This is a genomic window from Pelagibacterium halotolerans B2, assembly GCF_000230555.1.
GTDB lineage: Bacteria > Pseudomonadota > Alphaproteobacteria > Rhizobiales > Devosiaceae > Pelagibacterium > Pelagibacterium halotolerans.
The window spans coordinates 2,529,963-2,548,362 of record NC_016078.1 but is presented as its reverse complement, the minus strand read 5'-3'; the positions used below and the strand labels follow the sequence as shown (position 1 = coordinate 2,548,362).

The following is an 18,400-nucleotide window of genomic DNA, read 5'->3' as shown; positions in this document are numbered from 1 at the left end:
AGATGGCCCAGTAATTTCGTGAACTATGCTTTTGCCGGTATCGATCCGCGTCCAGCCTCCGCCGCCGGTGGCGGTCGGAGCGGGCGGGGGCTGTGCCATGCATAAGTGATATTGCTTTCCAAAGGCATTTGACGTGGTGAGTCCGGCTCGCAATTTCCTATGAACGATCTCAAGCGAATTGCTGGCGACATTGGCGCGCCGGCAAGTGTTTTTGAGGTAGGCTTTATGGGCAATCTGCGTCTTTCTGTGGCGGTCGGCGACTACGACCGCACCCGGCCGCTCGTCGATGGAGAGGTTCAGATCGATGGCGTGGAGGCGGTCTGCCTGCGTCTCTCGCCCGAGGAAATCTTTTTCCGCGCCTTCCGGACACAGGATTTCGACATTTGTGAGCTCTCGATGAGTTCGACGGTCGTCAAGATTGCCAATGGCGATTGTCCTTATGTCCCCATTCCGGTTTTCCCCTCGCGGGCGTTCAGGCACACATCGATCTATATCAACACCTCCAAGAATATCGGCCGCCCTGAAGACCTTCGGGGCAAGCGCATTGGACTTGGCGAATATCAACTGACGGCCAATGTCTGGGCGCGGGCGCTGTTCGAAGACGAATACGGGGTCAAGCCGAGTGAAATCGAATGGGTGCGCGGGGGGATTGAAGAGCTCGGGCGGATCGAAAAGATCTCGGTTGCCCTTCCCCCCGACATCCGCATCACGCCGGCGCCGGCCGACAAGACCCTGTCCCAGATGCTGGCCGATGGCGAAATCGATGCGCTGATCGGGCCACGCATGCCCTCGAGTTTCAACGGCGATGGGCGGGTTAGCTGGCTGTTTGAAGATCCGACAGCCGCCGCGGAAGACTATTTCCGGCGTACCGGTGTGTTTCCCATCATGCATATCGTGGGGATCAGACGCGAGCTTGTCGATGCCAATCCGTGGCTGCCGGCAAGCGTGCAGAAGGCGTTCGAGGCGTCCAAGGCGGCATGTATGCGCAAACTTTCCGATACCTCGGCCACCAAGGTCACACTGCCCTTCGTGGAGGAACAATTGCAGCGCGCCCGCAAGCTCCTGGGCGCCGATTTCTGGTCCTACGGGGTGGAGGCAAACCGCAAGGTGCTCGAAACCTTTCTCGATCATCATTATCGCCAGGGGCTCTCGAGCCGGCGGGTTTCGGTCGACGAATTGTTTCATCCCTCGACCCTGGCGGCTGCCAAGATCTAGAGCATTTCAGCGCTTCTTCGAGTCGCTTAAATTGCTCTAGAGCCGTTCAGGATTTGATTGAATCAAATCCTTGGCTCTAAGCCTTTGTTTTATCGCGTGTCCGAACCGCAAAACCGTTTCCACTTTTGCTGGACACGCTCTAAGTCCTTGTTTTGCCCCGCTTCCGAACGGGGCAGGTGGTGCCCACTCATCCTGGAAGCGCTCTGGCTCAGATCGGCTGGGCGAGCGGACCGAGATCGATGGTCAACTGCTTGACGACCGAACGCAGCAATTTCATCACCTGTTCTTCATGGGCAAACTGGGCGCCGCGCGATGAGCGCGCCAGGTAAAGAGTGCGGGTGAGCGGCTGGTCCTTTATGCGGCTGGCGACGAGCTTGCCTTCTTCGATCTCATCGGCCACGACGCCATAAGGCAGGATGGATGCCGCGAGGCCATCCAGAACCACCTGTCGGGTGGCCAGCAAGGACTGAACCTCATAGCCGACGGTCACCGTGAGACCGGCCTTGGCGGCCTCGGCATCGACAAGCCGGCGGATGGGATCGCGCAGGCTGGCCAGCACCATCTCGAACGCAAGGGCTTCCCCCAGTTCGAGGACGGGTCTGCCGGGGGCGCGGTCTGCGCGGGTGACAAACAGAAGTTCCTCGACCTGCATGGGGGTGAAGGCGATCGGAGAGCCTTCGGCGAAATCGTAAGTTAAGGCCAGATCGATGTCGCCGGCATCGAGTTCCTTGACCAGCACGGTGCTGGGTTCCTCGACAAGGCTGAGAAGAACCTTTGGCAGATCGCGCCGGGCGGCGACGATCAGTTCCGAGCCCACCAGCCGCATGATCGAATGGGTGATGCCCAGCCTTACGGTTTCCCGCGCCGTGCCGGCCAGCGCCTTGACCTGGCTTTCAGCGGTTTCGAACATGTTGAGAATCCTGACGGCGTGCTCGTAGAGCAATTGTCCGGCAGGGGTCACCGAAACCCCGCGCGAATGGCGCATCAGCAACTCGGTCTCCAACAGCTCTTCGAGTTGGCGGATCTGCAAGCCGAGGGCGGGTTGAGCGACATTGAGCAGAGACGCCGCCCTGGTCATGTTGCCGACTTCGACGACCTTGGCGAAGTAGCGCAATTGGCGTTCGTTAATCGTATCCTCCTCGCGTTTGGGGGTTCGTGCCGCCCCAAACGCTGCATTTCGCCACGTTCTAGAGCATTTCGCCGGTTTGCGGAAATGATGAACTGGTGTTGGCTGTTGTTTCCAGGGCGTCGATAAAGGCGGACAGCAGCGGGGTATGCTGCGCCTGGCCGCGAAGGGTAATTCCGACCGGGCGGCGCCTGACCGAAAGGGGCGCGCGAAGTTTTGCCATCGCACCGCGGTCGATGTCACCGGAAACCTGGTGCCGGGAGACCACGGCCAGCCGCGCCCGGGCGGCAAGCAGCGCGCGCACCACGGTCATGGAATTGGTCTCGATGCAGCGTGCCGGTGGCGGCAGGCCGGCCCCGGCCAGCAAGGAATCGAATTCCTCTCGCAACGGAACATGGGGGAGCGGCAGCACCCAATCGGCCGCTGCAAGGTCGGCGAGCCGGGGCATTGGATGGGACAGCAGGGGATGGCCGGGGGAGGCGACGATCGTCAACCCATCCTCAAACAGGGTGCGGGTTGTAAGATCGGGGGTGGTAGCGCCGGGCCTCAGGCTGCCGATTATGGCGTCGATCTCACCCGAGCGCAGGCCCGCTTCGAGCCCTTCATAGCCGCCGACGTCGACGGCGACGCGGGCGTCGGGATAGCGATCAAGAACGCTGTCGATGGCACGAGGCAAAAGCAGCGGCAGGGCAAGGGGCAGGGCACCAATGCGCAGGCGTCCGTCACTCCCTCCGGTCAGAAAACGGATTTCCTCGAGCCCCTGATCGATTTCGGCCAGCGCCAGGCCCATGGCGTCGATCACCGGCAAGGCGCCGGGAGCGGGTCTGGCCGATGCCGAAGTGCGGATGAAAAGGGGACGTTCAAGCCGGGATTCGAGGTGGGCGAGGTGCTGGGAGATGGCGGGCTGGGAGAGGCCGAGTTGACGCGCGGCAGCCGAAAGCGTTCCGCTTCGGGCGATGGTAACCGCCGCCAGAAGTTCGCGGTTGGAGACCGTCTGGGCCAGCCGCCGTGAAATCGACGAGAGGCGGGCGAAAACGCGAACGGCCCGGGCAAGCAGGATTTCTCCGGCGGGCGTGGGGGTGCAGTGGCCTTTCATCCGTGAGAAAAGCTTCACGCCGGCAATGGCTTCGAGCTGGGCGATCGCCCGGGAAATGGCCGGCTGGGTCCGTCCCAGAAGAAGCGCTGCGGCGGAAAAGCCGCCAGCTTCATCCACCGCGATGAGAGATCGCAACTGCCCTAGTGTGATATCCAATAACAACACCAATGGGTAATGGAACTATTCAAGCAAGCGTAAGCGCGATCGCTTATCAAAGCTAGAGGCCCATAAGTTTTTTGCATGGATGGGCGTGGCTTTGCATTTCCTATCCACGCCACACAGAGGCAGTTTGCCCGGGACGAAGCAGACAGGGAGACCGCCCGATGGCAGGAGCCGACAAGTCCATGGCCGCACTGGAGCGGCCAGTCGCGGGCGACGTGGATTTTGGATATTGGGGCAGCGACGCGGTGGCGCAGACGCTGAGCGCGCTGGGGCTGGAATTTTTCGCGCTGGTGCCCGGATCGAGCTTTCGCGGCCTTCACGATTCCCTCGTTAACGGCATGGGCAACATAAGCCCGCAAATGGTGGTTTGCCTGCACGAGGAACACGCCGTGGCCATTGCCGATGGTTATGCCCGGGCCACCGACAGGCCGATGGCGGTGGGGCTGCACGCCAATGTGGGGCTCATGCACGCGGCCATGCCGATCTATAACGCCTGGTGCGACCGCCAGCCGATGGTGATCGTCGGCGCGACCGGTCCGGTCAATGCCCATGAGCGGCGGCCATGGATCGACTGGATCCACACCTCACGCGATCAGGGTGCGCTGGTGCGGGGCTATGTCAAATGGGATGATCAGCCCGCATCGGTGGAATCGAGCGTGGAAGCGTTGATCCGGGCCCATCAGATCGCAACGACGGCCCCTTATGGACCGACCTATGTGTGCCTCGATGTCTCGGTGCAGGAGGAACGGCGGGACGCGCCGGCCACCGTGCCGCCGCTGGAGCGTTTTGCTGCAGCAAGCATGCCGGCGGCGCCCGCCGAGACGCTGGCGGAACTGAAAGAATTGCTCGCTCGCGCGAAGCGGCCGGTATTTTTGTTCGGGCGCGTTTCGCGCAGTGAAGAGGACTGGGCGGCACGGGTGGCGCTGGTCGAAAAGACCGGTGCGGTGGCGATGACCTCGATCCACAATCCGGCGGCGTTTCCGACCGATCATCCCCAGCATCTGGTGGCGCCCTGCGCCGAGCACCGTTCGGACGAGGAAAGGGATGTCATCGCCGCAGCCGATCTGATCGTGAGTTTCGACTGGATGGATCTGGCGGGCTTCCTGCGCAGTTGCACCGACATGGCGCAGACCGTGAGCCCGATTGGTGTGCCGGTCGTTCAGTGCTCGCTCGACCAGATGATGGCCAACGGGTTCTCGATGGATATCCAGGCGCTTGCGGCAGCCGATATTTCCATCCTCGCTCATCCCGACCGGCTGGCGCATCAGCTTCTGGCGGCGCTCGGGGGCAATGATACAGGGACGGACTGGGATTTTTCCGGACCCCACTGGACGGCGCATCTGCCGGCGGCCCCAATCGGAGACAGGGACGACTGCATATCGCTCGGCGATTTTGCCATGGCGGTGCGCGCGTTGGCCGATACGGGCGATGTCACCTATGTCCGCTTGCCGCTTGGATGGCCCCGCACGGCCTGCCGGTTCAACGATCCCCTGGCCTATCTGGGCAAGGATGGCGGGGGTGCCGTGGGCATCGGGCCCGGGCATGCGGTCGGCGCGGCGCTTGCGTTGCGCAATTCGGGGCGTGTGGTGACGGCAGTTCTGGGGGATGGCGATACGGTGATGGGCATCAACGCCCTGTGGACCGCCAGTCATCTCGACCTGCCGCTGTTGGTGATCGTTGGCAACAACACGTCCTATTTCAACGACGAACTGCATCAGGAGCGCGTTGCCTTGGCACGCAGGCGCCCGGCCGAAAACCGCTGGATCGGCCAGCGTCTTACCGATCCCGAAGTCGATATCCTGGCGATGGCCAGGGCGCAGGGGTTCGACGGGGAAGGTCCGGTTCGCACCCATGCCGATCTGCAACAGGCGATTGCGCGCGGCACCGAAATCGTGCGGGGCGGCGGGCGTTACCTCATCGATGCGCGGATCGAGCCTGGCTACGCCAAGGATTTCGGGCTCAAGCCGGAGGCGTAAAGGAGGAGTTTTGATGAGTACTTTGACATTGCCCAAAAATCGCGACCTCTATTATGGCGGGGCATGGCACGCGCCAAAGGATGGCCAGACGCGCCAGACCGCCAGCCCCGCGACGGGGGAGCGTTTCGGTCCGGTGGCGGTGGGGTCTGGCGAGGACATGGCGCAGGCGATCGCGGCAGCAAAGGCGGCTTTTCGCGGCTGGCGCGATACGCCACCGCGTCACCGGGCCGCCGCGCTCAAGATCGCGGCACGCATCCTGCGCGAGAACAAGGCCGAACTGGCAAAGCTCGATGCGGCAGAAAGCGGAAACCCCGTGTCTGCAATGCTCAAGGACGTCGACATGGCGGCCGACGGGCTGGACTTTTTTGCCGGGCTGGTGACCGAGATCAAGGGCGAGAGCATCCCCATGGGGCCCGATGCCGTCAACTTCACCCAGCGCGAGCCGCTGGGGGTCGTGGGACGCATCATCGCTTACAATCACCCGCTGATGTTTTGCGGAGCGAAGATGGCAGCGCCACTGGCGGCGGGCAACACCGTCATCATAAAGCCGGCCGAGCAGGCGCCCCTGTCGGTTCTGCGGTTTTTCGAACTGCTGGAGGGGGTGTTTCCTCCCGGCGTTCTCAATTGCGTCAATGGTGGCGTCGAGGCGGGCAAGGTGCTGGCCGGGCACCCGGACGTGGCGATGGTGGGACTGATAGGATCGGTGCCGACCGGCCGAGCGGTGATGGCCGAGGCGGCGAAGACGGTCAAGCCGGTGATGCTCGAACTGGGCGGCAAGAACGCACTGATCGCCTGCGCCGATGTCGATATCGACAAGGTGGCGCAGGGCATCGTGGCGGGCATGAATTTTTCGTGGTGCGGGCAATCATGCGGTTCGACCAGTCGGGCGCTGATCCATGCGGAGATTTACGATGCGGTGATCGCGCGGGTCGTCGAGAAGCTGGCGGCTTTCAGACCCGGTGATCCGACCGACCCGCAAACCACGATGGGCGCTCTCATCAGCCGGGCACAGTACGAAAAGGTGCTGCGCTACATCGAGATCGGCAAGACCGAGGGCGCGCGGCTGGTCGCCGGTGGAGGACCGGCCGATGTCGCTGGCCTGGAAAAGGGCAATTTCGTCGCTCCGACGATCTTTGCCGATGTGACGCCGGATATGACGATAGCGCGCGAGGAGATTTTTGGTCCCGTGCTTTCGATCCTGAAATGGACCGACGAGGATAAGGCGATCGAGATCACCAATAGCGTCGAGTATGGGCTGACCTGCTCGATCTGGACGCGCGATCTTGTGCGGGCGCATCGCATGGCGCAACGCGCCGATGCCGGGTTCGTGTGGATCAACAAGGCCGGACCGCATTTCCTCGGCGCGCCTTTCGGCGGGGTCAAGCAATCAGGTATCGGGCGCGAGGAGTGCCTGGGGGAGATGCTCAGCTTCACGCGCGAGAAGAATATTCACATCGCGCTCGACTGATAAGGGGCCGTCGGCCCCCTTTCACACCCTGATGTCGTCGAGCGTCGAGGGGACAAACAATTCCTCGGGCGCGAGTTGTCTGGCTGAAAGCCCCTGATCGAAGGAATAACGCGTCATCGCCTCCAGAGCGGGGCGATTGGCGGCAAAGCCGTAGCGCCAGAAATCGTCGCCCATGATCGCACGGGTCTCTTGGAGATGATCTGTGAGCCAAGGCAGGGCGATCTTGAGAGCTGCAACTTCGGACAACTCGGCCATTGCGATCCGGCGGGCCTTTTCGAACGCCTTGAGCAGCGACATGGCCAGCCAGGGGTGCTGCTCGACAAGGGCCGCGCGGATGCCGACGGCATGCATGATCGGGAAGATGCCGGTCTTTCGAAAATAGGTCTGTTCGGCCGATTTGGAGTCGGGAAACAGGCGGCGGATTTGCGGGTGGCCCGCGATGAAACAGGATGGTGCGCGGGCGGTGATCATGCCGTCGATTTCTCCGGCGGCGAGCATGGCGTTGAGCGAATTTCCGGTTTCGATGCTAAGCGGAAAGCCTTCGGGCAGGTTGAGCGGAAATTTCTCGCGGCGCCCGGGCGTTTCAAGGCCGCCCTGAACCCAGCTCATGTCATCGATGGCAATTCCATATTGATCGGCCAGCATTCCCCGTGCCCACAGGGCAGCCGACATCTGGAATTCGGGCACGCCCAAGGTCTTGCCACGCAGGTCCTCGGGGGCCTCGATCCCGCGATCCGAGCGGATATAGATCGCGTTGTGGCGGAAAGAGCGCGAGAGGAAGACCGGTATGGCGCGGTAGTCGGTCAGGCCGCGTGAAAGCGCGATGAGATAGGGACTGAAGCCGAGTTCGGTTACATCGAACTCTTCGTGGAAATAGGCGCGCTGGAAGATTTCCTCGACCGGCATGGGCAGGTAGCGAATGGAGCAGCCCTCGACCGTGACGCGCCCGTCGATCAACGGGCGGACACGGTCGTAGTCCCATGTGGCTATGGTGATTTCGAGCAGCGGCATCGATCAGATGCGCGCGTTGAGTACGAGGTCGAACAGCCCGAACAGGACAAGGCCGGTCACCAGCGAAATGGCGAGGGAAATCGGCAGTTTCTGGCGTCCGACTGCCGTCAGCATCACCATGAGGAACACAGGCACGGCTACCCAATAGGGAACGAACTGGATGAGCACCAGCATGCCGGCCATGGTGGCAACGCAGATCAATACCGTGATCGGCGTATCGGCAGGGCCCGGAACACCCGAAGGCTCTGGCGCTGCCTCGTCCTGGATCTCGCGGCCCTCGTCGATAACCGAGCGGACATCGTCGGAGATGGATTTGGTCTTGTCGTTGACCAGCAGGCCTTGCTGCCTGAGGAACGGGAGATATCTGGCGAGGTCTGGAAATATCTCGCTTGCAAGCTGGACCAGGGCCATGATGAGCAGACCTGAGGTGACGACCACGGGAAGCAGCCTCGCCTTGGCGTTATAGTCGAAGGCGGTAATCAGAAAGATCGCTGCAAAAACCGCGATGGACAGGGATACGGCCGCACGGGCGTTGAAAGTCATTGTCTGGCGTGCCTTTTCTGGACCTGATTGACGATGGCCGGCATCGCGAGCATCAGCACGGTGATGAAGAAAAGCGTAAGGGAGATCGGTCGATTGAAAAATCCGGCGATGCCCCAGAGATCGTTGGTCTGGTGAAAGCTGTTCTGGAGCAGGGTGCCCAGAACGAGCGCGATGAGCAGCGCAATGCGCGAATAGTCGAACCGCATCATGATATAACCGATCACCCCGAAGGCCAGTGCGACGATTGCGTCCTCGATATAGCCGTTGGTGGCATAGGCGCCCATCAGGCCCAGAACCATGATGACCGGAGCGATAAAGACGGTGCGGATGCGGGTGATGTGAGTGAGCGGCTTGGCGATCAGGACGCCGAACACGGCGATGAAGATGTTGGACAGGACCAGCGCGTAGATCAGCAGTAGTGCGATGTTGCCGTGGTCGAGCATCAGGCGCGGGCCGGGATTGATGCCGTGCAGCGTCAGGGCGCCGAGCAGAACGGCCATTTCCAGGCTGCCCGGAATGCCGAAGATGAGGGTGGGAACCAGCGAGCCGCCATCCTTTGCGTTGTTGGCCGATTCAGGCGCGATGACGCCACGGATATCGCCCTTGCCGAAGCGCGACTTGTCCTTGGCGGTGGCGACTGTCTGGCCGTAGCTCACGAAATTGGCGACCGCACCGCCCACTCCGGGGATAATGCCGATGATGGTGCCGATCGTGGCGCTTCGCAGGAACACTCCGAAATTCCCGAACACCGCCATACAGCCCTCGAAGATGCCGGAAAGCGAGGTGTTGGGCGGCTCCTTGGAGATGGCCCCGGGCTTGCCGAAAATGGCGAGGGCCTCGGCGATGCCGAACAGGCCGATGATGGCGGGAACGAGTTTGATGCCGTCCCAGAGATAATCCCAGCCGAAGGTGTAGCGCAGCGCGCCGGTTGTCGTATCGATGCCGATGAAGGCGAGGGTGAACCCGATGCCGCCTGCCATTATCGATTTCCACGGGCTGCCCTGGGACAGAACCGCAATCATGGCAAGGCCCATGACGGCGAGCATGAAATATTCCGGATAGGAAAAGGCAAGGACGACATAGCGGCCGAGCGGCAGGATGAGCGTGAGTACGACCGCGCCGAATATCGCGCCCAGCAGAGAGGAAAAGGCGGCCGCTCCGATGGCGTAACCCGCCCGGCCCTGGCGGGTCAGCGGATAGCCATCGAACACCGTGGCCGCAGATTGGGCGGTTCCCGGTGCGTTGATGAGAATGGCCGTCAGTGAGCCGCCGAATGCGGAAACGCCCGCAGCGCCCATGAGAAGGATGATCGCATCGTTTGATGGCATCGTGAACGTCACCGGCAGCAGCAGGGCCAGAACCTGCGGGCCGGACAGGCCCGGCAGAACAGCGAAGACGAAGCCGATCAGCGAACCGATGAGCAGGAACCAGATGGAATTGCCGTCAAAGATGTCGACCAGTGCCGGCCAGGCGAGTTCTAACATGAAGATATCCGCAATTGCCGGACCGGGCCGGCGGTTCAAACAGCGCACGCCGGGCCTGAGGTGGCCCGGCGCTCAGGTCATAAGGCCGTCAATTGCCCTGCAGCAGGTCCTTGAACGGCATCAGGGCGCCGAAAGCACCTTCCACCATCGCCGGAATGGTCTCGTGGCTGGTGGGCATGGAGTCTATGTTGGCTTCGACGGTCTGGGCGATGTAGTCGGGATCGGCCACAGCCTGTTCGAACGCCGAGCGCAGGGCTTCGAGCGCAGCTTCATCTGTCCCCGGAGGCGCGGCCAAAACGCGTGCGCCGCGTGAAAGGGCCAACACTTCGGGGTGGCCGAGTTCGGCAATGGTGGGGACGTCGGGGAAATCGGGGTGGCGCTGGTCGGCGTGAAGGATGATCGGGACCAGATCGCCGTCCTGCATGTAGCTGTAGAGCGTGGAGAAGGTGAACTGGATGATATCCACGTCGCCACGGATCGAGGCGAGGATCGCGTCGTTGGAGCCGTCATGGATGATGGGCGTGTATTCGATTTCCAGCGCGTCCATCGTCGAGAACAGGTCCACCGCTTCGAGACCGTCGCTGCCGACGATCACGCGATCGGCGTTCTGAAGATCCTCGATGGTCTTGAACTGGGAGTTCGAAGACAGGGTGGTGACGTAATTGGTCGAGGTGATGTTGCCGATATAATCGAGCTCGAAGAGGTCGTAATTGGCCATTTCGGCGACCTGGGGACCCATGTGCCCGGGCAGGTTGAGAATGGCTATGGTGTGGCCGTCGGGGGCGGCGCGCTGGAGCTGGGACAGGCCCGTATTGCCGCCGCCGCCCGGAAGGTTCTCCACGATGACACTGGCGCCATCGCCAAGATACTGTTCGAGGTAGGGAGCGATCATGCGTGCAGCGGTGTCAAAGCCGCCGCCGGGTCCGTAGGGAACGATGATGCGGACCTCCTGGCTGGGAAAGTCCTGGGCAAAAGCCGGCAGGGCGGTTCCCGCCATTGCGGTGGTGAGCCCCATCATGAGGGCCAGGCTGGTTCGACGGTTCATGTTTTTCCTCCACTTGGCCAGTGCAAAGCCATGACATCCGGTTGGACCGATACCGACACGAGCCAACCGGCGCACTTGGGTTTTTTGCATAGTCAAAGACGGTGGGTGGGCCAAAGACAATTGGACTATCGCTGCAATCTGATTTCGTTTCCCAAAGGTTGCGGCCCGAAATGAAAGAAGCGCGGCAGATGGCTCTGCCGCGCTCGAGCTCGATTGCGATGTCAACGAACCGGTTCAATCGCTGCCGGAGTAAACGAAAGCCTCGAGATCGGGGATCTGTTCGATGAAGCCGTAACGCAGGGCCAGTTCGGCACCCAGTTCGAGGTCGGACGGGCTGAGTTCGGTGGTCCAGAATGGCAGCGCCATCTGCTCGGCCACCGCCTCGCTGGCGCTCTGGTTGAAGCGCGGGAAGGCCTGGCGCACCGCCTCGGGATTTTCGGTCGCGTATTGCATTGCGCGATTGATGGCACGGGTGAAAGCGGCCACAACGTCCGGACGCTCCTCGATCAACTGTTCGGAGGTGAAATAGACAGACATCAGGAAGCTTTCGCCCGTCTCTATGAGCGGGTTCATGATGACTCGCGTATCGGAAAAACTGCCGACGGTCACGAAGGGTTCGACGACCCATGCGGCGTCGACCTGCCTCTGGGACACTGCCCCCACGGCATCGGGGAACTGGACCTCGAGGAACTGTATCTGGGACGCGGGGTCTTCGATGCCGGCGTTTTCGAGCGCCGATAGGACAACAAGATGCGGGGTGTTGTTGAGCGTGTTGACCGAAACGACCTTTCCGATGAGGTCCTGGGGCGTTTCGATCTCGCTGTCGGCGGGAACGATCACCCCGTCCCAGGCGCTTTCGACGTCGGGTGAACCGACAACGCCATTGGCGATGGCCCGAATGGGCAGCCCGCGCGAGCGGGCGATGAGCAGCGAGGTCTGGTTGGAAAAGCCGAAATCGAATTCCTGCGCGACAACAGCGGTCACGATATCCTGGCCACCGGGCTCGGGACGCAATTCCACCTCAAGCCCTTCTTCAAGGAAATAGCCCTGATCGACTGCGATGAAAGCAGGGATGAGCGGGGCGATGGGGATGGTGCCGAGCACGATATGATAGGGGTCTTGGGGGCTCAGGGTCTGATCCTGCCCGAGGCCGGGCGCGGCCAGCGCCAGCGTCGCGACAAGAACCGACGAGCCAAGCGTCCAGTGGATTGGTTTCACGATATTGCTCCCTCCCAAAAGGCAATCTGCTGGCCTTTTCTCGCATGCCCGAACCCTCGGCCCCACTACAGAAGTGCGTGGTCTGCGCACAAAAAAACTGTGGCCACCCGATCGGGGCGCGGAGCATACTGAAATGGATGCGAGCCCAATCGATTATGTAGTGGGTCGCGCGGGTCGACCTATGTCAATTGAGTTTGACCGGGCGGCTCGTGAGAGGTTCCGTCGCGGGGAGGAGATGGAGCGCTCATGGAGCATCGATTGGGACGTCGCGGGTTTTCGTCATCGGCCGGCGTGTCGTCATGAGATCACGCGGCGGCCGGCGGCGGACCGATATGTGGCTGGCCTGGGCCGGAACACTGGCATTTGTGGGACTGATCGAGCTGACCGTCCGCATCGGCATCCTGCCCGAGCGGTTCTTTCCCGCGCCCGGCACGATGGCTGTGACGCTGGTCGGCCAGTTCGCCTCATCCGTCTTCTGGATGGCCCTGTGGAATACGCTGTGGACATGGGCGATCAGCCTTGCCGTTGCCGCAGTGCTGGGGGTGGGGCTTGGCATTGCCATGGGTGCCTCGCGCTACGTCTATTCCGCCCTGCGGCTTATTGTCGAATTCCTGCGGCCGATCCCGTCCGTTGCGCTCATCCCGGCGATCATTCTGGTGATCGGGGTCAATTTCGAGAGCAAGATCGTTCTGGCGGCGTTCGCCGCCTTCTGGCCGGTTCTCATCCAGACGATCTACGGCATGCATGATGTCGAACCGGTGGCGCTCGATACGGCGCGCTCATTCGGGGTGGGGCGGATCGAGCGGTTGACCCGCGTGGCGCTGCCTTTGGCCCTGCCTTACATCGCGACCGGTATCCGCATCGGATCGGCGGTCGCGCTGATCATCGTCGTCACCATGGAAATCGTGGTTGGTGTGCCGGGGCTGGGGGAATTGATCCTGATTGCCCGGCAGGGGGCCAATGTGGAAGTGGCCTACGCCCTCATCCTCGCTTCGGGTCTTTTGGGCTGGGGGCTCAATACCGGGTTTGCCCGGCTCGAAGCGCGCCTGCTTTTCTGGCACCCCTCGTTCCGGAGCGTTACACCATGAAACGTGCCAATCGTCTCGTTCTGCTTGCCCTGGAATTGGGGACACCGATCGTGCTCGTTGTTGCCTATGCGGTCTGGGCCGGGCCGCGCGCCGATTTCTTCTTTCCGCCACTCGGCACCATCCTGTCGACGTTCTGGGACGGATGGCTGGGAGAAAAGATCGCCTCGGACATCCTGCCCAGCCTGTGGCGGACATTGGCCGGATTCGGGCTGGCCTCGGTCTTTGCGGTCGGGTTGGGGCTGGTGCTGGGACTTTCGCGCGTGGCGCGCATCGCCACGGCGCCGCTCGTCGAATTTTTTCGCGCGCTTCCGCCGCCCGCGCTTCTGCCGCTGACCATATTGGTGCTGGGGGTTGGCGATTTTGCCAAGATCATGCTTATCGCGCTGGTGTGCCTGTTTCCGGTGCTGCTCAACACGATCGCCGGGGTCGCCGGTATCGATCCGACGCTCAAGGACACAGCGCGGGTCTATCAGATAAGCCGCAGGGACGTCCTGTTGCGCATCGTTATCCCCGCCGCCCTGCCTTCGATCTTTGCCGGACTGCGCACAAGTCTTTCGCTGGCCGTTATCATGATGGTGATTTCCGAGTTCGTCGCGGCAACCAACGGGATCGGCTTTTCGATCTGGCAGGCCAAGCGCCTGTTCGACATTCCCTCCATGTGGGCCGGCATCATCCTGCTCGGCATCGTGGGCTACGGGCTCAACATGGTTCTCATCGCAATCGAATCTTACGTCCTGCGCTGGCATCGCGGGGCACGGGCTGCGGCGCTCTAGGCGGCCAGAAGGAAAATATTCATGCTGCGTGTCGAAAATCTTTCCAAGCGGTTCGGAGATGTCTCGGCGATCGCCGATATCACCGCTGAATTTCCCAAGGGCAGGTTCAGTTGCATTGTGGGGCCGTCCGGATGCGGCAAGACCACACTGCTCAAATGCCTTTCGGGCCTGCTCGAACCCAGCGGCGGGGCCGTGATGCTCGACGGAAAGCCGGTAACGGCGCCGCCAAAGACCATGGCGCTTGTGTTCCAGGACTATTCGCGGTCGCTGTTTCCCTGGATGACGGTGCGCGAGAATGTGAGCTTTCCGCTGCGCGGCAATGGCGCGATGGACAAGGGCCAAAAAGGAGCCGCGGTCGAATCGGCGCTCAAGGCGGTGGGGCTGGCCGATGCCATGGACCGGTATCCCTGGCAGTTGTCAGGGGGCATGCAGCAGCGCACCTCGATTGCCCGCGCCATTGCCTATAACCCCGAAATCCTTTTGATGGACGAGCCATTCGCCTCGGTCGATGCCCAGACGCGGGCCGACCTTGAAGATCTGATGCTGCAGATCAAGCGCGATTACGGGATGACCATCGTCTTTGTCACCCACGATATCGATGAGTCGGTCTATCTGGGCGATCGCATCGTGGTGCTCGCACCGCCACCCACCAGCGTCAAGGAGGTGCTCGAGGTGTCGCTGCCTGAACTGAGGGATCAGGTTGCCACCAAGGAACATCCCGAATTTCTACGCCTGCGCGGGCATGTATTCAATGAAATCATGCGCCGCACGCAAGTGGCGGGGGAGCGCTAGCGATGGCCAGGATTACCGGCGGGATCGGGGTTCCTCACACACCGTACTTTCCCAAATTTGCCGCTGCGGAAGGTCCCGAGGGGGAGATAAACAGCTTCTTTGCCCCGATCAGGGCGCGGATTGAAGCACACCGGCCAGATGTCCTTATCGTCATCGATACCGACCATTTCAACACATTCTATTTCGACAATTTTCCCACTTTCGCCGTGGGCGTCGATGACAGCTTTTACGGACCCATCGACGATGTGGCACTGATGCCGCCGCGTGACATAGGCTCGGACAGGGCGCTGGCGCGGCACCTGCATACCGCGCTTGTGCGGGCCGAATTCGATCCGGCGTTCGTGACCAATTTCAAGATCGGTCATTCGACCTGCGTGCCGCTCCATTTTCTGACGCCGGACCTTGATGTTCCGGTTGTGCCGATCTTTCTCAACGGCCATCTTCCACCCATGCCATCGGCGGCGCGCGCCTATGGTTTTGGCAAGGCGCTGGGCGCCGCAATTGAGGCGTGGCCGGCCGATATCGGGGTAGAAGTGGTCGGTACGGGCAGTTTCTCGCTCGATGTCGCCGGACCGCTGATGTTCGAGGGCGAAAATTACGGCGTTCCGGATCTGGCCTGGGCCAAAAGGGTCATCGCGCTCATGGTCGAGGGCGAGATGGAAACGCTCATCGCCGAGGCGACCGAACCGCGCATGCTGGCGGCCGGCAATGTGGGCGGCGAGGTTCTGAACTGGATCGCCATGATCGGGGCGGTCGGGAACGACAAGGCCGGCAGCATCGCATTGCAGGAGCATCGCGGTCATGCCTATGGTATATGGGATGCGGGAGAGGCGCAATGAGCATTTATGGCGTCAATCGCATGTGCCACCAGCTCATGCATGACAAGAATTTCCGCTACCGAATGCAGACGGTGCCCGAACAGGTGGTGGCCGAGCTCGATCTGAGCGAGGACGAGCGCCGGCTCGTGCTGGCGGGTGAAGTTGGAGAGCTTTACCTGCGTGGGGCCAACGCCTTTCTTCTGGGGTATCTGACCCGGTTTGAAATTCTCGGGCTCACTCTGCCGGTCTATAACCGGCGCATGCGGGCCGTCGCCGGCATCGAACCGGCGGTCGTCTGATACCGCGTCTGGGCTGGTCAAAGATCGACAGGTTGGCCCGATACTGCCGATTGCGCCATGGCTTGGAGCACGGCGATGCCGTTTCGCGCCTGGGTGGAGGTGACAGGGTATGCCGCCGTTCCACCGACGGCGGCGGCGAAGGCTTCGAGTTCGCTCCGTTCCTTATCGACCTGATCGAGCGCCACGGTTTCATTGGCACCGTCGGTGGGGCTGAATGTCAGAACGTTGTCGCTGCGCATTTCGAGCCAGCCTTTCGTCCCGTAAGCCTGGATGCGCCAGATTTCGGCGGTGGCGTGGTGGGAAGCAATGTAGCCCGTCACACCGCCGGCAAAGCGCAAAAGGCCGGAGGTCACGTCGTCGACATCCACTTCGAGCACCCGCCGGTCGCTCTGGGCAAAGACCCGGCTGACCGGGCCGGCCAGGGCGATCATTGTATCGAGCGCATGGATGCCGCGCGCCGTCATGGCGCCCGCGGGGCATTGCTCGCGGGTGGCGCGCCATGCGCCGGGCTTGAGGGCAAGGCCGGAGGGGCCGGAAAACTGTCCTTCGATATGGAGAAGCGTGCCCAGTTCTCCCGCCCCGATCCTGCGGGCCATCTCCAGATAGGCGGGGGCGAATCGGCGGTTGAAACCGTGGGCCAGGACGACGCCGGCGCGATCGCATTCAGCGATTATCGCGTCCGCATCGGCTGCGGAAAGCGCCAACGGCTTTTCGCAGAATACATGCTTGCCGGCCCGGGCGGCTGCGATGGCCTGGTCCCGGTGCTCTGAATGCGGGGTGGCGATCAAAACCGCATCGACATTTTCTCGCGCATAGACCGAAGCATAGGGGACGACGGGAATGCCGAAGGCGGCTCCGAAATCGGCGTGACGCTCGGGCGCCCTGCTACCGGCGACGGAAAACCGCACGCTTTCGCTTCTCCCCTGCACCGAGCCCACCAGGCGTTTGGCCCAATTCCCGGGTCCCAGGATCGCAATGTTGAGCATTTTGCCTCCATAAGTCGCTTATCGGTCATTTTGCGGACAATTATTGAATTTGTGCTGGCGACGTCCAAGACATTGGCGTTTGCGATCCGCTTCTTTTCCTGAAGCGGCAATGGGGATGCTGGAAATGGTTGCGCGTTGGACCTGTCGGCAGACATCATGGTGCACGGATTATCAGGAGATCGCCCCATGACATTGACCCCGGACGCAACCGAGACCCTCAAGGGTGTTTCGACAGCGACGCTGACCACCGTGCTGCTCAAGAAGGGGCTGCGCAATGTGTGGATCCGCAACGCCCGGCCAATCAGGCCGGGCATGCCAAGGATTGTGGGGCCGGCCTTTACGCTGCGGTTCGTTCCGGCGCGGGAGGACCTTGCGACGCCGGCAAGCTGGGGATCGCCGATATCGACGCGCGCGGCAATCGAGGACATGCCGGAAGGCGCTGTCGTGGTGGCCGACGCCATGGGCGTTTCGGACGCCGGGATATTCGGCGACATTCTTTGCTTTCGCATGGCCAAGAAGGGTGTCGCCGCGCTGGTGACCGATGGGGTGATGCGCGATGCCGCAGGTGTCCATTCCACCAACCTACCGGTCTGGTGCAACGGTATTTCGGCGCCGCCATCGGTGGCGGGGCTGACTTTTGTGGGCTGGCAGGAAACGATCGGCTGCGGCGGAGTGGCGGTTATCCCCGGCGATACGATCGTTGTCGACGATGACGGGGCCGTTGTGATTCCTCAGGCGCTACTCCTAGAGGTTCTGGCCGAAGCGCCGGAGCAGGAAGCGATGGAAGCATGGATCATGACCGAGGTGGATCGCGGCGTGCCGCTACCCGGCCTCTATCCCATGAATGAAGAGACTAAGAAGCGCTATGAGGCGTTCAGGGCCGGGCAACGGCGTTAGTTGTTGCCCAGCAGGCGCGTGGCAAAATAGCCGGCGGTGGCGGCGGTGCCGGTGAGGGCTGCGCCCCAGACGATATCGATGATGGTGACCGAGACCGACCAGTTGCGGATGGTGGCCAGATTGGTCATGTCGTAGGTGCCATAGGCGACGAGCCCCAGGATTGCACCGGCAGCCAGAGCCTGCGTCCAGTTGCCCGACTGCATCGCCGGGGCAACGGCGAAATAAACAATGCCACCGATATAGAAGAGATAGAAGGCGCCCGCGGCCGCGAGGTTGGGCTGGTCGAGCAGAACGTGGCCGATCTGTTCGCGGTAAAATCCGAAAGCGACCCGTGAGAGCCAGACATAGTCGATGGCGAAAAAGACGATGGCCGTTCCGACATAGGCAATGACGTAAGGCATGT

At 62.0% G+C, this 18,400-nt stretch carries 18 protein-coding genes; 9 read left to right on the top strand and 9 right to left on the bottom strand.

Annotation, left to right across the window (positions count from 1 at the left end):
- Positions 1-225 precede the first annotated feature (225 nt).
- Complete coding sequence (locus KKY_RS12420) at positions 226-1,215, top strand: substrate-binding domain-containing protein (RefSeq protein ID WP_041529408.1); 990 nt, start codon at positions 226-228, stop codon at positions 1,213-1,215.
- Positions 1,216-1,423: 208 nt separating this feature from the next.
- Here KKY_RS12420 and KKY_RS12415 read toward each other — a convergent pair whose 3' ends face one another.
- Together KKY_RS12415 and KKY_RS12410 are read right to left on the bottom strand one after the other, a co-directional pair.
- Entirely contained in the window at positions 1,424-2,329 is a 906-nt protein-coding gene (locus KKY_RS12415) for a LysR family transcriptional regulator (RefSeq protein ID WP_014131708.1), read from the bottom strand.
- 73 nt (positions 2,330-2,402) lie between these two features.
- Positions 2,403-3,593, bottom strand: a complete 1,191-nt coding sequence (locus KKY_RS12410) for a LysR family transcriptional regulator (RefSeq protein WP_158308073.1) — start codon at positions 3,591-3,593, stop codon at positions 2,403-2,405.
- 167 nt (positions 3,594-3,760) lie between these two features.
- Here KKY_RS12410 and KKY_RS12405 point away from each other — a divergent pair, with 167 nt between their 5' ends.
- On the top strand, positions 3,761-5,575 hold the full coding sequence (locus KKY_RS12405) for a thiamine pyrophosphate-binding protein (protein ID WP_014131706.1): 1,815 nt from the start codon (positions 3,761-3,763) through the stop codon (positions 5,573-5,575).
- 13 nt (positions 5,576-5,588) lie between these two features.
- A complete protein-coding gene (locus KKY_RS12400; protein ID WP_014131705.1) occupies positions 5,589-7,043 on the top strand; it encodes an aldehyde dehydrogenase family protein in 1,455 nt (484 codons plus the stop codon).
- Between the two features lie 21 nt (positions 7,044-7,064).
- Here KKY_RS12400 and KKY_RS12395 read toward each other — a convergent pair whose 3' ends face one another.
- The 5 genes from KKY_RS12395 to KKY_RS12375 form a co-directional block, all read right to left on the bottom strand.
- Positions 7,065-8,054, bottom strand: a complete 990-nt coding sequence (locus KKY_RS12395) for a substrate-binding domain-containing protein (protein ID WP_014131704.1) — start codon at positions 8,052-8,054, stop codon at positions 7,065-7,067.
- Between the two features lie 3 nt (positions 8,055-8,057).
- On the bottom strand, positions 8,058-8,597 hold the full coding sequence (locus KKY_RS12390; RefSeq protein WP_014131703.1) for a tripartite tricarboxylate transporter TctB family protein: 540 nt from the start codon (positions 8,595-8,597) through the stop codon (positions 8,058-8,060).
- Complete coding sequence (locus KKY_RS12385; protein WP_014131702.1) at positions 8,594-10,081, bottom strand: tripartite tricarboxylate transporter permease; 1,488 nt, start codon at positions 10,079-10,081, stop codon at positions 8,594-8,596. The genes KKY_RS12390 and KKY_RS12385 overlap by 4 nt, the downstream gene beginning before the upstream one ends.
- Before the next feature lie 88 nt (positions 10,082-10,169).
- Positions 10,170-11,126 carry a Bug family tripartite tricarboxylate transporter substrate binding protein gene (locus tag KKY_RS19660; RefSeq protein ID WP_014131701.1) on the bottom strand — a complete coding sequence of 319 codons (957 nt, stop codon included), beginning with the start codon at positions 11,124-11,126 and terminating at the stop codon, positions 10,170-10,172.
- Between the two features lie 234 nt (positions 11,127-11,360).
- The gene (locus tag KKY_RS12375) at positions 11,361-12,344 is read right to left on the bottom strand and encodes an ABC transporter substrate-binding protein (protein WP_014131700.1); all 984 of its coding nucleotides are present in this window, start codon (positions 12,342-12,344) and stop codon (positions 11,361-11,363) included.
- A 299-nt stretch (positions 12,345-12,643) separates the two neighbouring features.
- On the opposite strand from KKY_RS12375, the gene KKY_RS12370 reads away from it, so the two are divergent.
- The 5 genes from KKY_RS12370 to KKY_RS12350 are packed head-to-tail and all read left to right on the top strand — an operon-like array spanning position 12,644 to position 16,114.
- Positions 12,644-13,432, top strand: coding sequence for an ABC transporter permease (locus KKY_RS12370; RefSeq protein WP_139305045.1), 789 nt, complete (start codon positions 12,644-12,646; stop codon positions 13,430-13,432).
- Positions 13,429-14,205: an ABC transporter permease gene (locus KKY_RS12365; RefSeq protein ID WP_014131698.1), complete on the top strand. Its 777-nt coding sequence runs from the start codon at positions 13,429-13,431 to the stop codon at positions 14,203-14,205. The genes KKY_RS12370 and KKY_RS12365 overlap by 4 nt, the downstream gene beginning before the upstream one ends.
- Positions 14,206-14,226: 21 nt before the next feature.
- On the top strand, positions 14,227-14,997 hold the full coding sequence (locus tag KKY_RS12360) for an ABC transporter ATP-binding protein (protein WP_014131697.1): 771 nt from the start codon (positions 14,227-14,229) through the stop codon (positions 14,995-14,997).
- Between the two features lie 2 nt (positions 14,998-14,999).
- A complete protein-coding gene (locus KKY_RS12355) occupies positions 15,000-15,836 on the top strand; it encodes a DODA-type extradiol aromatic ring-opening family dioxygenase (RefSeq protein ID WP_014131696.1) in 837 nt (278 codons plus the stop codon).
- Positions 15,833-16,114 (top strand): hypothetical protein, encoded by a 282-nt coding sequence (locus tag KKY_RS12350; protein ID WP_014131695.1) that lies wholly within the window; start codon positions 15,833-15,835, stop codon positions 16,112-16,114. The genes KKY_RS12355 and KKY_RS12350 overlap by 4 nt, the downstream gene beginning before the upstream one ends.
- 17 nt (positions 16,115-16,131) lie before the next feature.
- Here KKY_RS12350 and KKY_RS12345 read toward each other — a convergent pair whose 3' ends face one another.
- Positions 16,132-17,100 carry a Gfo/Idh/MocA family protein gene (locus tag KKY_RS12345; protein ID WP_014131694.1) on the bottom strand — a complete coding sequence of 323 codons (969 nt, stop codon included), beginning with the start codon at positions 17,098-17,100 and terminating at the stop codon, positions 16,132-16,134.
- Between the two features lie 186 nt (positions 17,101-17,286).
- Here KKY_RS12345 and KKY_RS12340 point away from each other — a divergent pair, with 186 nt between their 5' ends.
- The gene (locus KKY_RS12340) at positions 17,287-17,997 is read left to right on the top strand and encodes a ribonuclease activity regulator RraA (protein ID WP_014131693.1); all 711 of its coding nucleotides are present in this window, start codon (positions 17,287-17,289) and stop codon (positions 17,995-17,997) included.
- Here KKY_RS12340 and KKY_RS12335 read toward each other — a convergent pair.
- Entirely contained in the window at positions 17,994-18,398 is a 405-nt protein-coding gene (locus KKY_RS12335; protein WP_014131692.1) for a DUF2177 family protein, read from the bottom strand. The genes KKY_RS12340 and KKY_RS12335 overlap by 4 nt on opposite strands.
- Positions 18,399-18,400: the final 2 nt, after the last annotated feature.

Coding starts and splice junctions, on each gene's coding strand:
- KKY_RS12400 (WP_014131705.1), top strand. CDS start 5,589: ATGAGTACTTTGACATTGCCCAAAAATCGCGACCTCTATTATGGCGGG.
- KKY_RS12405 (WP_014131706.1), top strand. CDS start 3,761: ATGGCAGGAGCCGACAAGTCCATGGCCGCACTGGAGCGGCCAGTCGCG.
- KKY_RS12335 (WP_014131692.1), bottom strand. CDS start 18,398: ATGCCTTACGTCATTGCCTATGTCGGAACGGCCATCGTCTTTTTCGCC.
- KKY_RS12395 (WP_014131704.1), bottom strand. CDS start 8,054: ATGCCGCTGCTCGAAATCACCATAGCCACATGGGACTACGACCGTGTC.
- KKY_RS12420 (WP_041529408.1), top strand. CDS start 226: ATGGGCAATCTGCGTCTTTCTGTGGCGGTCGGCGACTACGACCGCACC.
- KKY_RS12345 (WP_014131694.1), bottom strand. CDS start 17,100: ATGCTCAACATTGCGATCCTGGGACCCGGGAATTGGGCCAAACGCCTG.
- KKY_RS12350 (WP_014131695.1), top strand. CDS start 15,833: ATGAGCATTTATGGCGTCAATCGCATGTGCCACCAGCTCATGCATGAC.
- KKY_RS12355 (WP_014131696.1), top strand. CDS start 15,000: ATGGCCAGGATTACCGGCGGGATCGGGGTTCCTCACACACCGTACTTT.
- KKY_RS19660 (WP_014131701.1), bottom strand. CDS start 11,126: ATGAACCGTCGAACCAGCCTGGCCCTCATGATGGGGCTCACCACCGCA.
- KKY_RS12365 (WP_014131698.1), top strand. CDS start 13,429: ATGAAACGTGCCAATCGTCTCGTTCTGCTTGCCCTGGAATTGGGGACA.
- KKY_RS12385 (WP_014131702.1), bottom strand. CDS start 10,081: ATGTTAGAACTCGCCTGGCCGGCACTGGTCGACATCTTTGACGGCAAT.
- KKY_RS12390 (WP_014131703.1), bottom strand. CDS start 8,597: ATGACTTTCAACGCCCGTGCGGCCGTATCCCTGTCCATCGCGGTTTTT.
- KKY_RS12360 (WP_014131697.1), top strand. CDS start 14,227: ATGCTGCGTGTCGAAAATCTTTCCAAGCGGTTCGGAGATGTCTCGGCG.
- KKY_RS12370 (WP_139305045.1), top strand. CDS start 12,644: ATGAGATCACGCGGCGGCCGGCGGCGGACCGATATGTGGCTGGCCTGG.
- KKY_RS12340 (WP_014131693.1), top strand. CDS start 17,287: ATGACATTGACCCCGGACGCAACCGAGACCCTCAAGGGTGTTTCGACA.